The 10,275-nt window shown below is 64.7% G+C and carries 12 protein-coding genes and 2 tRNA genes; 12 read left to right on the plus strand and 2 right to left on the minus strand.

Going from position 1 to position 10,275, the window contains the following annotated elements:
- The first annotated feature begins 446 nt into the window (after window positions 1-446).
- The 5 genes from K9U40_RS19950 to K9U40_RS19970 all read left to right on the plus strand — a co-directional run bounded on the left by K9U40_RS19950 (window position 447) and on the right by K9U40_RS19970 (window position 4,583).
- Window positions 447-785, plus strand: coding sequence for a type II toxin-antitoxin system RelE/ParE family toxin (locus tag K9U40_RS19950; RefSeq protein WP_282891869.1), 339 nt, complete (start codon window positions 447-449; stop codon window positions 783-785).
- 13 nt (window positions 786-798) lie between these two features.
- Complete coding sequence (locus tag K9U40_RS19955) at window positions 799-1,899, plus strand: HigA family addiction module antitoxin (protein WP_282891870.1); 1,101 nt, start codon at window positions 799-801, stop codon at window positions 1,897-1,899.
- An 86-nt stretch (window positions 1,900-1,985) separates the two neighbouring features.
- Window positions 1,986-2,636: an SOS response-associated peptidase gene (locus K9U40_RS19960; RefSeq protein WP_282891871.1), complete on the plus strand. Its 651-nt coding sequence runs from the start codon at window positions 1,986-1,988 to the stop codon at window positions 2,634-2,636.
- Between the two features lie 32 nt (window positions 2,637-2,668).
- Entirely contained in the window at window positions 2,669-3,157 is a 489-nt protein-coding gene (locus tag K9U40_RS19965) for a very short patch repair endonuclease (RefSeq protein WP_282891872.1), read from the plus strand.
- A complete protein-coding gene (locus K9U40_RS19970; RefSeq protein ID WP_282891873.1) occupies window positions 3,087-4,583 on the plus strand; it encodes a DNA cytosine methyltransferase in 1,497 nt (498 codons plus the stop codon). The genes K9U40_RS19965 and K9U40_RS19970 overlap by 71 nt, the downstream gene beginning before the upstream one ends.
- A gap of 6 nt (window positions 4,584-4,589) precedes the next feature.
- Here K9U40_RS19970 and K9U40_RS19975 read toward each other — a convergent pair whose 3' ends face one another.
- Window positions 4,590-5,741 (minus strand): protein NO VEIN domain-containing protein, encoded by a 1,152-nt coding sequence (locus K9U40_RS19975; RefSeq protein ID WP_282891874.1) that lies wholly within the window; start codon window positions 5,739-5,741, stop codon window positions 4,590-4,592.
- Between the two features lie 232 nt (window positions 5,742-5,973).
- On the opposite strand from K9U40_RS19975, the gene K9U40_RS19980 reads away from it, so the two are divergent.
- The 7 genes from K9U40_RS19980 to K9U40_RS20010 all read left to right on the plus strand — a co-directional run bounded on the left by K9U40_RS19980 (window position 5,974) and on the right by K9U40_RS20010 (window position 9,987).
- On the plus strand, window positions 5,974-6,657 hold the full coding sequence (locus K9U40_RS19980) for a hypothetical protein (RefSeq protein WP_282891875.1): 684 nt from the start codon (window positions 5,974-5,976) through the stop codon (window positions 6,655-6,657).
- Window positions 6,658-6,818: 161 nt separating this feature from the next.
- Window positions 6,819-6,893: transfer RNA gene (locus tag K9U40_RS19985), tRNA-Met, on the plus strand.
- A 385-nt stretch (window positions 6,894-7,278) separates the two neighbouring features.
- The gene (locus tag K9U40_RS19990) at window positions 7,279-7,632 is read left to right on the plus strand and encodes a DUF6527 family protein (RefSeq protein WP_282891876.1); all 354 of its coding nucleotides are present in this window, start codon (window positions 7,279-7,281) and stop codon (window positions 7,630-7,632) included.
- Between the two features lie 74 nt (window positions 7,633-7,706).
- Window positions 7,707-8,516, plus strand: coding sequence for a phage regulatory protein/antirepressor Ant (locus K9U40_RS19995; protein ID WP_282891877.1), 810 nt, complete (start codon window positions 7,707-7,709; stop codon window positions 8,514-8,516).
- Between the two features lie 68 nt (window positions 8,517-8,584).
- The gene (locus K9U40_RS20000) at window positions 8,585-9,352 is read left to right on the plus strand and encodes a KilA-N domain-containing protein (protein WP_282891878.1); all 768 of its coding nucleotides are present in this window, start codon (window positions 8,585-8,587) and stop codon (window positions 9,350-9,352) included.
- A 26-nt stretch (window positions 9,353-9,378) separates the two neighbouring features.
- Window positions 9,379-9,639, plus strand: a complete 261-nt coding sequence (locus tag K9U40_RS20005) for a hypothetical protein (protein ID WP_282891879.1) — start codon at window positions 9,379-9,381, stop codon at window positions 9,637-9,639.
- 274 nt (window positions 9,640-9,913) lie between these two features.
- Window positions 9,914-9,987 (plus strand) — tRNA-Trp (locus K9U40_RS20010).
- Window positions 9,988-9,991: 4 nt separating this feature from the next.
- On the opposite strand, the gene K9U40_RS20015 is transcribed toward K9U40_RS20010, so the two are convergent.
- A partial coding sequence (locus K9U40_RS20015) for a helix-turn-helix domain-containing protein (protein WP_282891880.1) occupies window positions 9,992-10,275 on the minus strand: 284 nt, incomplete at its 5' end.

Below are 10,275 nucleotides of genomic sequence, written 5' to 3' on the forward strand. Positions count from 1 at the left end.
GGCGAGCGGGGCGAGCGGGGCGGGCGATGTTGGTTTTGAGGGTCGTCACGTTGGTCATGGGCAGGTTTTCCTGTTCCAGCGGGCTCGGCGGTTCCGGTCCCGACGTGATCTTCCTAGAGTGACCCCCGATTATCATCCAGATGAAAAACGAATGCGCGCGACATTTTTTGGTATTCGCACCACACAGAGCATTCAGAGCACGTTAATACTTCGATTATTACAGCATCACTGCTTCCGATCTTGCTTGGCCGGCGTGGGCCCAACCCAATCGCGCCCCAGGAAGATCGCGGCATCACCTCCTCCTTGCCCGCTGCATGCCTCAGCGGTGGACAGGCACCGATTCCTCCAGCGCAATGCCTCCCTGCGTCTGGCGCAGCGCTCCTAGAGCTGTTACCGATTGCGTAACGACTCGCCTCGTATTACCTATTGGGTAACGGACACCTCTGATGAAGGTATCGTTTGCGTCGAAACGCCTGGAGAAGGAGATGGCGACAGCTGCGGCCATTGCGAAGCGATATGGCACGCTCGCAAAGCGCCTCAAGATGCGCCTTGAACTCCTCTATCAGGCCGAAAGGCTCGGCGATGTGCCGGCAGAGCCTCCGCCGCGGCGCCACCAGCTCTCGGAGGACTACGCGGGCTGTTATGCCGTCGATGTCAGCGGCAACTGGCGCCTTGTGTTCCGGCCGAACCACGACCCGCTTCCCTTGAAGGAAGACGGAGGGGTCGACCTGACAAAGGTGACCGCGATCGAGATCGTGGAAGTCGTCGATTACCACAAGAAGTAAGGGGAGCACTGGTATGCCTAGCACGGAGGCGATGACCCCGTGGGCGCCGGATTGGGCGACCCATCCGGGCGAGCATCTTGCAGAATTCATCGAGACCCGAGGCATGTCGCAGGCGGAATTCGCGCGCCTCGCCGGCATGACGCCCAAGCTCGTCAGCACCATCATCAACGGCGAAAATCGGGTCTCGGCGGATTCGGCTCTTCGGCTCGAACGGGTCACCGGGATGAAGGACTATATCTGGACCCGATTGCAGTCCGCATGGGACCTGCATCAGGCCCGCGAGAAGGAACGTGCCAAGGCCGCGGAATGGGCGAATTGGTGCCGCGAGTTCCCGATCAAGGAACTCGTGGCCCGCGGCGCCATCGCGGATGCCGGCCGGGACGCAGCCCGCCAGCTCTCCGGCCTCCTTGCGTTTCTCGGGATCGGCAGCCCGGCTGCATTCCCGGCGTTGGTGAACGGCCTTGCAGTCCAGCATCGCCAATCGCGTGCGTTCACAACCTCGGACGCCCATGTCGTCGCGTGGCTTCTGCTCGGCGAGCGCAAGGCTCGCGCGATGGACGTGGCTCCGTATTCCGAGGAGGCGTTTCGGGCGGCGGTGCAGGAAATCCGCACTCTCACCGTAAAGCAGCCTTCCGAATTCGAGCCACGGATGACGCGGCTCTGCCGAGACGCGGGGGTGGCCCTGATTTTCGAGAAGCCGATCCGAAAGACCTGCCTGTTCGGCTCCGCGCGATGGCTTGATGAGCATCACGCCGTTATCCAGATGTCGCTGCGCATGAAGTCCAACGATCACTTCTGGTGGACGTTCTTCCATGAAGCTGCGCACATCATCCTGCATCGCGGCCAGACGTTCGTCGACGAGCGGGGCGGCGATGGCGATGGCGCAGAGGAGCAGGCTAACGCCTGGGCGGAAGAAACCCTTGTCGGCAGCCTGCGCTTCAACACCTTCAAGGCGAGCAGGCCGCGGTCGGCTGCTGAGGTCACTCGGTTTGCCGATGAGGTCGGCATTCATCCAGGCATTGTCGTTGGCATGCTTCAGCATGCGCGCATCGTCCCGCACACCGACCTGAACGGCTTGAAGGAGCGGTTTGCTTGGGCCAATGAGGCTGCCTAAAGCCAAACCCACGGCGCCGACATGGCGCCGCGGGGACCGTCCGCACGCCACTGGTGCGCGAGGGGGCCAGGCCGTAGCCTTGGCCCATGTGCAACCTCTATTCCATGACCAAGGGCCAAGCGGCGATCCTGGAGCTGTCCCGCGCCATGCGGGACCGGACGGGCAATCTGCCGCCGCTCCCGGGCATCTTCCCCGACTATGCGGCCCCGATCGTGCGCACGGGCGAGGACGGGGTGCGCGAGCTGGTCATGGCGCGTTGGGGCATGCCCTCGCCGGCCTTCGCGCTGAAGGGGCGCACGGTCGACCCGGGCGTCACCAACATCCGCAACACCTCATCGCCACACTGGCGGCGCTGGCTGGGCCCGGCTCACCGCTGCCTCGTGCCGTTCACGAGCTTCTCGGAATACGACACCGTGGACGGCAAGAAGGTGCCGGTGTGGTTCGCCTTCTCGGAAGAACGGCCCCTCGCCTTCTTCGCGGGCCTGTGGTGCTCGTGGACGAGCACGCGGAAGAAAGCCGAGGGCGAGGTGACGGCGGACCTCTACGGCTTCCTGACCTGCGAGCCCAGCGAACCCGTGGCCTCGATCCACCCGAAGGCTATGCCGGTCGTGCTGACGGAGTCGGAGGAGCTGACGACGTGGATGGCCGCGCCGTGGGATGAGGCGAAGGCGCTTCAGCGCCCTCTCCCGACCGGAGGCCTTCAGATTGTCGCCCGTGGCGAGCGGACCGATGCATAGGTCCAGTCGCGCCTCGGACGGAGGCAAACGGCATGGCTGACATCGTTACCCCCCAGGTTCGCAGCCGGATGATGTCCGGCATCAGGGGCGCCGACACGCGACCCGAGATGGCCGTACGGCGAGCCCTCCGCAACCTCGGGGTGGGCTACCGCCTGCACGTCAAGGACCTTCCGGGTAGGCCCGACATCGTCATGAAGGGCCGGCGCAAGATCGTGGAGGTCATGGGCTGCTACTGGCACCGCCATCCCGGGTGCCCCAAGGCCACCACCCCGAGCAGCAACACGGAGTTCTGGAACCGGAAGTTCGCATCCAATGTGGCCCGGGACGCGCGCAACCTCACCGAGCTTGAGGGTAGTGGATGGTCCGTCTTGCGGGTATGGGAATGTGAGACGGGCGACGCTACGCTTCTCCAGAAGCGAATCGCGCAGTTTCTGGGATTGGGTGAGTGCGGTGGACGAAGCGAAGGCGATCAAGGCCAAGGTAGCCCGTCTCGCGAAGGGTCAGCCGCCGCGCGTTCTTGACCTGTTTGCCGGATGCGGGGGCATTTCGCTTGGCTTTCAGGGCGCGGGCTTTCGCATTGATGCAGCGGTCGAGCTGGATTCCCTTGCAGCACTGACCCACGCGACCAACTTCCACGGTGGCCTTGAGCCGGACCTGTTCGCCAAGCACGCCCTGGCGAGGGACATCACCAAGCTCGAACCCGATGAGCTTGTCGGCGAGCTGGGCCTGGGCTCCATCGAGTCGGCGTTCGATGTCGTCGTGGGCGGGCCGCCTTGCCAAGCATATGCGCGCGTTGGGCGCGCCAAGCTCCGCGAGGTGGCAGACCACCCGTCCGCATACAAGGTGGACCCGCGCGGCAATCTCTATCTCCGGTACCTTCACTTCGTGCGGGCCGCAAAGCCGCTTGCGATCCTCATGGAAAACGTGCCCGACGTGCTCAACTACGGCGGCCACAATGTCATGGGCGAGGTGGCGGAAGCCTTGCAGGCTCTGGGCTACAGGGTGCGCTACAGCCTCATCAACTCGGCCTTCCATGGCGTGCCCCAGATGCGGGATCGCGTCTTCCTGATCGCGCTCCACGAGTCGCTCGGGTCGGACGTCCGCTTCCCCAAGGCCGTCCGCCACATGGTCCTGCCTCCCGGATATGGCGGCACGCGCTCCGTCGCCTTGCGGCTGGTCGATCTCTTCGGGGGCGACAGCTTCGAGGAGGCGGATCATGGATCGCCTGACCTCCCCGGTCCGGTCGAGGCCCGGGAGGCGATCGGCGACCTGCCGCCCATCACGGCGCACCTGAAGGGCCTCCTCAAGCGGGGGGCGCGGCGTCTCGACGAGGCCGTCCCCTATCCCAAGAAGGCAAAGCTCGGCGAGTACGCCACCCTCATGCGCACGTGGCCGGGGTTCGAGGCCTCGCCCGATGGGCTGCGCGATCACGTGATCCGGTATCTTCCGAGGGACGCGGCGATCTTCCGCGAGATGCCCAGCGGCGGCGAATACCCGGCTGCGCATGCGACCGCCGTGAGGCTCTGGCAGGAACGGATCGCGCAACTCAAGGCCGAGACGGGCCGGCCGGTCGCGCAGAGCGAGAGGGACCGGCTGTACAGGGCCATGGTGCCCCCGTATCCGGTGGGCACCTTCCCGAACCGCTGGTGGAAGCTGCGCCCGGATTTTCCAGTGCGGACGCTGATGGCCCACATCGGCAAGGACACCTATTCCCACATCCACTACGACAGCGCCCAGGCCAGGGTCATCAGCGTGCGTGAAGCCGCCCGCCTCCAGAGCTTCCCTGACGGGTTCCGCTTCAGCGGCACCATGAACCCGGCCTATCGCCAGATCGGCAATGCGGTTCCCCCGCTGATGGCCAGACGGCTCGCGGAGGCCATCATGGAAGCGCTCCAGAAGGCGGCGGCCCCGCGCAGCACCCAGCGAGACGCGGTCGCCGCCGAATAGGCCCGGCTACTCCTCCTCTTCCGGCTCTGGCGCCACAAGGTTCCGCGGCTCCTCCCAGAGCCCGAAGCGGTCCGGGCGAACCGTGTAGGCATCCGGCACGATGCCGTCGCCAAGCTCCGCGGCCTTCTCGCACACCCTTCGAGCCGTCTCGGCGATTCCACGGATGATGCGCAGGCGGCCGCCCTGGGGCGCCAGGTCGGAGATGCGATAGAGGTCCGTTCTCGGCGCTCCGGGCTCGCAGGCCGCTTCCAGCTCGGCTTGCGAAATGTGGAACTCGCGTTCGAACGGGCCCCTCGTGGTCTTGGCCTCGATGCGGACCAGGGTGCCGTCCGGCTCCTCCACCTCGAAATCCCAGGGGCAAACGGCGTTCTGCTCGGAAATCCAGGTGGCGGATTGCAGGTTCCCGGCCTGGACCTCGCCCTCAAGCCATTCGCTGAGAAGCACCTCGCCCTCTCTCCCGAGGTCCTGCGCTGCCCTGCGGGCCCTTTCCAGGGCTTCGGCCGACATCCGGCGCAGCGAACCGGAGGCGCGCAGGCGACGCACGCCCTCGGCCGATCCCTCGGCGGCCTCCGCCAGCGCCTCGTCGCTTTCGAGGTCCAGCAGTTCGCGGATCGGATGATGGGGTGGGGCTGATCGCTCGATGATGGACAGCAGTGTGCCGGGCTCGACTGCGGCCATCGAGCGCCCATCGAGTTCCTCCATGGCAGCCGTCCGGAGCGCCGTATCGGCCGCCTCGGACTGGCTCAGGAGCACGATCGTCACCGCGGTCGGATAGGCCTCGCCCTCGAAAGCCAGCACAGCCACGTCTTCAGGCAGCAAGCCATGATACCGGTCCGGATCGAAATCCGGATCGGGGACGAACTCCCCGTTCAGCCGCCAGTTCTTCTGGGTCCGCGTCTTGGGCAGCACGCTGCGCGACAGCCGCTGCGGCTCAGCCCTTTCGCCAGGACCATAGATCGTGAGAGGCAGATGGAAGGCCTTGGGGGCGCCACCTGCACCGTTGGCCTGCGCGATGTCGGGGGCCGAGGGAAACAGGACGTCGATGAACACGCGCCTGCTCAGGTTGAGCGACTTCTGGTTCCCGGCATTCTGACGCCTGAACTGGTACTCGAAAAACGTCAGGTCCGAGCGCTTTAGCAGTTTGAAAGCGAACCGCATGGACCTCCCCACCCCCTCTTCTTGTCTCTGCCGAGGAGCAGGTGGAGTGCCGCAACCGGACAACTCCCCCCTCACCCTTGCACTCCCCCAAACTGCACCGCCGCGGTGGACGTTGAAAAGCCCCCAATGCAAATGTGCTGGCTCGGGCGAGAACCGGACGAAATTGCGAAGAAAGGCCTATCAGCGGCGCTCCCCACTCGACAACTTGAGCGAGACCGGGCAGCGTTCCCGCATGGAGCGTCTGATCTCCCTATTTCAAACCGCCATTGTAGGTGGCGCTTCTGGCGCACTGGCCGGAGGCCTAGTTGCTGGATTGCTTCTGCGTGACAGCGCTTTCCTCGGGGCCATCGTCGGAGCCTGCGCGACAATTACGGCTGGCTGGCTCGCACTGCGTGGCGTCAAAGGCCAGATCGAGGAAATGCAAATTGCTCGACGGATAGAATTCACCGTTTCGGAGCGCGAAAGGGCGGTCAGAGAACTTCCTGGATTGAGGGAGGTCGATTCGTTTCTTCGCGATGCCGTCACAATTCCAGATGAGCACATCGAAATGTGGAGCGCCCAGAAATATGCGCACGAATTCATGAATTCACTAGGCTTTAGCGACGCAGATCAAATCAATTATTATGATTGCGATTGGTACAGTTTAATTTCGCAAAAAATACCGGACGCACCAGAAGATATAAAATGGCAGATAAGTCAGGCGCTATACAGGATGCATGACCTGGATGACGTTCCAAACGGATCAACTGACGTTGATATAAAACTTATTGAAGAACAAAATTTTAAGTCCGCAATACGCGATATTATCGCTATCCATAGTTCGGTTGAAATAGCGATTTTTGACGCACAAGATTCCATAAAGCGGCAAAGAGAGCAAAGCAGAAACCTCTTAAAGAGATTGAGGGATCACGGCTAATAGTCAAGAGTCGGCCAATTAGAATTGTGAAATTCAAGCAAAAATAGAGCTAGTCCCAAAACAACCACGGACCCGCGATAGACCGCCGGGAAGCCACGGCGACAGGGCGAGGACGGCGCGAGCCGGTGGGGCTGATACCCCCTTTGCCGAACCCGACGTTTTGCGGGGTGGCGCAGCGGTAGCGCGTCCGGCTCATAACCGGAAGGGCGCCAGTTCAATCCTGGCCCCCGCAACCATCTTCGCTCCGCCGATTCGTCCCGGCGTCGAGCGTACAGGGGCGGTCCCTCGCAACAGGGGCCGCCCCTTCGTTTTTTCGCGCCTCGGCGCGCACGAGTTCGACGCGAAAGCGGGGTCGTAGAATGTCACCCGCCCCACGGTGAAAGCCTGCAGTAAGGGCCGGATACGTCCCGCAAGCGAAAGCTGGATGCGGGCAACGTTGCAAAGCCGGTGTCTTGGTCCGGAGGGAACGCCGCACCGAGGCGAAGCGTCGAAACCCATCTGGCGGCACACCAGCCGCTCCTCTTCCCGAGATTCTCTGCGGCGGTGCCGCCCGGATGGACGGCCATCGAAAATCAGGGGCCTGGAATGCGCCGGTCCCGCAGAGAGCCACGCGAGGTCGCCATGGAGTTCCTGGGCCCAAAGCTGCGCAGCGCCGAGGGCGGCCGCCTGATGTTCTGGTGCCCGGGTTGCGACGAGGCCCACACGATCCGGGTCAGCAATGGCCAGGGCGGCGGCTGGACCTACAACGCCAATCCCGAGGCCCCGACGTTCTCGCCCTCGGTCCTGGTGACGTCCGGCCACTACATGCCCGCGCACCCGCCGGGCAAGCCGTGCTGGTGCACCTTCGGGGCCAAGGACGGCTTCCAGTGCTTCCGCTGCCACTCGTTCGTCCGTGACGGCCGCATCGAGTTCCTCCCGGACAGCACCCACGCGCTCGCGGGCCAGACGGTCCCGCTCCCAGATTTCCCGAGGTAGCGCGCCAGCCGCGCCCGGCCGTTGCCGCCCCTCGGCACCCCTTGCAGGACGAACCCCAACCCTGAGGTATGGAGATGTCTAAGGACGAATTGACGTTCGGCGCCGGCCGGCGCCCAGGCACCCCCCTGACGATGTCGAGCTTGGAAATCGCCGATCTTACGGAGAAGCGCCACGACAATGTCGTGCGTGACATCAAGAGGATGCTCCTGGAACTTTATGGAGAGCCAGGAGACACATTTGAGGCTTTGGAAAATGATCCCTCAAAATTGAGGGATCAAGTAAAATCAGTAACTTGGAGGAAAGATGCACGCGGATACGTGGCATCGTTCCATCTCGACAAGTCTCATGCCGTCACCCTGGTTGCCGGCTACGACGCTCGGATGCGGAAGCGGATCATCGACCGCTGGCAGCAGCTTGAGGCCGAGGTGGCCGCTGGCCGTCCGGCCCTCCCGGACTTCACCGACCCCGTGATGGCAGCCCGGGCCTGGGCGGACGAGGTCGAGGCCAAGACGATCGCGCGGCAGCGCGCGGCAGCGCTGGAGGCCAAGGTCAAGGAGCAAAGCGTCAAGGTAGCGGCCCTGGACCGCATCGCCACCGCGAACGGCAGCACGTGCATCTCGACGTCGGCCAAGACGCTCCAGATGAAGCCCAGCGAGCTGTTCACCTACATGCGCAACCACGGGTGGATTTTCCGGCGCGGCGGAAATGGGCGCTATGTGGCCCATCAGCCCCGGATCAATGCCGGCTACCTGGAGCACAAGGTCGAGGTGATCCCGGGCAAGGACGGGGATGAGCACACATTCGAGCAGGTGCGGGTGACGCCGCGCGGGCTCACGGTGCTCGCGCGCCTCTTGGGCAAGCCGACCCAGGGCAGGCTGCTCTGATGGGATGGGCGGCCGCCCGCCGCGCCGCGGCACCTTGCAGGACGAACCCCTACCCCTGAGGTCTGATGATGCTGAACGACGTGTTGCCGCCCGGCGGCGCGCGGGGCGCCCGCGCGCCCCTGGTCTACAACGGGGTCGAAATCCACGACCGCGGAGAGATGCTGTGCCTGACCGATATGTGGAAGGCGCAGGGCTCCGATCCAGCGCGGAATGTGGCGGAGTGGCTCCGATCCGCTGATGCCAAGAGGTTCATCGAGGTCTTGGCTGAAGCCCATAACATGGGAAATTCCCATGTTATGACGAAAAAGGGAAAGAATGGAGGCACTTACGCGCACTGGCAGATTGGCCTAGCTTACGCGAAGTACCTCTCGCCCGAGTTCCATATTTGGTGCAACACCGTGGTGCGCCAGTACATGGAAGGCCACATCGGGCCGCAGCACCTCGTCCTGGACGAGGAGGCCCGCATGGTCATCGGCGGCATCGTGAAGTCCGTGCTCCACGCCCAGCTCACCACCGTGATCCCGGCCATGGTCGAGGGCGCGATGCTGGAGGGCGGGCACGTGGTCTCGACGGATTACAAGCCGGCCTTGCAGGTGCTCATCGACAAGAAGGTGCCGGCGCGCAAGCGGCGGGCCTTCTCCCAGAAGGTGTCGGCCCGCCTGCGCCGGTTCGCCCTGGAGACCGACAAGCCCCCGCGCCTGAGCCGCGAGACCAACCGCTACCTGTTCCACGTGGACACGATCCGGGACTGGCTGGCGCATGAGGGCAACGCGCTGATCGCCGAGCACGTCGCCGCGCAGGCCGGGCAGGGCGTGCTTCCCTTCAAGAAGCGATAGCGGCACCGGACCGGCGAGGATTCGTGATGCAGATTTTCAAGCGAGACCCCGCGACGCGGGAGGTCCTGATCCGCATGGGCCACGACCGCGCGCTGCCGCTGTTCGGGACGCTCCTGCCGTTCATCGGCTGGAAGCTGATCTCCTGCAATCCGGCGGGCGAGTTCGAGCAGATGGGTGACTACGAGGAGCCGCGCTTCGTGCGCCGGGCCTTCGGGTTCGGGTGGCTCGGCCACGGGTTCTATGCCTTCGCGCCCAGCAGCCCGATCTACGTGGTCCGCCAGGGATAGCGGGTCAGCAATCCAAGAGGGGCCCCGGGAGACCGGGGCCCCGCTACCCAGCCCGCCTCAGTCCTGGGCGGATGCCGCCGAACGACCGCACGTGTCACCCTCAAGGGGGCGTGCTCCGTGGGCGGATTGGACGGCCCCTTGGGCAAGGGCAGCATTCGGCCGGCTCACGCCAGCGTGGAGAGCCGGGACGCGCCGGAAGCTCGGAAGAGCGGTCAGTCCTCCCCCACGGGCGGCAGGAGACACGGGGAACGCGGGCGGAGGCACGGCTGGCTGGATGGGTGAGCGGCGGGGCCGCGGCACGGACTCCAAATCCGAGGCCCGGGGGTTCGAGTCCCTCCACCTATGCCAGCGCTCACGCGACGTCGTCGAGGTCCACCCGCAGGGCGGTGGCGATCTTGCGCAGCATCTCGACGCTGCCGGTGCGCACGCCCTTCTCGATCTGCGAGAGGGTCGCGGGCGCGATGCCGGCGGCCGCGGCCAACTGCTTGCCGGTCAGGCCGCGATGCTCGTGAGGTGGTCCCGGTTTGGCGGACAGATTGGCGGCTTTGCTAAGCTTGGTTCTGGTGTGCGTTACGCCGCCATGTCGATGCTGTCGCAGGCCGTATGGACCTCCTCCGGCGTTCTGCCGCCGAGGGC

This window comes from Xanthobacter autotrophicus, assembly GCF_030015065.1.
GTDB classification, from domain to species: domain Bacteria; phylum Pseudomonadota; class Alphaproteobacteria; order Rhizobiales; family Xanthobacteraceae; genus Xanthobacter; species Xanthobacter autotrophicus_D.

Bases quoted from the DNA above. Each gene is read 5' to 3' on its own strand.
- K9U40_RS19950 (WP_282891869.1), top strand. From the start codon at position 447: ATGAAGGTATCGTTTGCGTCGAAACGCCTGGAGAAGGAGATGGCGACA.
- K9U40_RS19955 (WP_282891870.1), top strand. From the start codon at position 799: ATGCCTAGCACGGAGGCGATGACCCCGTGGGCGCCGGATTGGGCGACC.
- K9U40_RS19960 (WP_282891871.1), top strand. From the start codon at position 1,986: ATGTGCAACCTCTATTCCATGACCAAGGGCCAAGCGGCGATCCTGGAG.
- K9U40_RS19965 (WP_282891872.1), top strand. From the start codon at position 2,669: ATGGCTGACATCGTTACCCCCCAGGTTCGCAGCCGGATGATGTCCGGC.
- K9U40_RS19975 (WP_282891874.1), bottom strand. From the start codon at position 5,741: ATGCGGTTCGCTTTCAAACTGCTAAAGCGCTCGGACCTGACGTTTTTC.
- K9U40_RS19980 (WP_282891875.1), top strand. From the start codon at position 5,974: ATGGAGCGTCTGATCTCCCTATTTCAAACCGCCATTGTAGGTGGCGCT.
- K9U40_RS19990 (WP_282891876.1), top strand. From the start codon at position 7,279: ATGGAGTTCCTGGGCCCAAAGCTGCGCAGCGCCGAGGGCGGCCGCCTG.
- K9U40_RS19995 (WP_282891877.1), top strand. From the start codon at position 7,707: ATGTCTAAGGACGAATTGACGTTCGGCGCCGGCCGGCGCCCAGGCACC.
- K9U40_RS20000 (WP_282891878.1), top strand. From the start codon at position 8,585: ATGCTGAACGACGTGTTGCCGCCCGGCGGCGCGCGGGGCGCCCGCGCG.
- K9U40_RS20005 (WP_282891879.1), top strand. From the start codon at position 9,379: ATGCAGATTTTCAAGCGAGACCCCGCGACGCGGGAGGTCCTGATCCGC.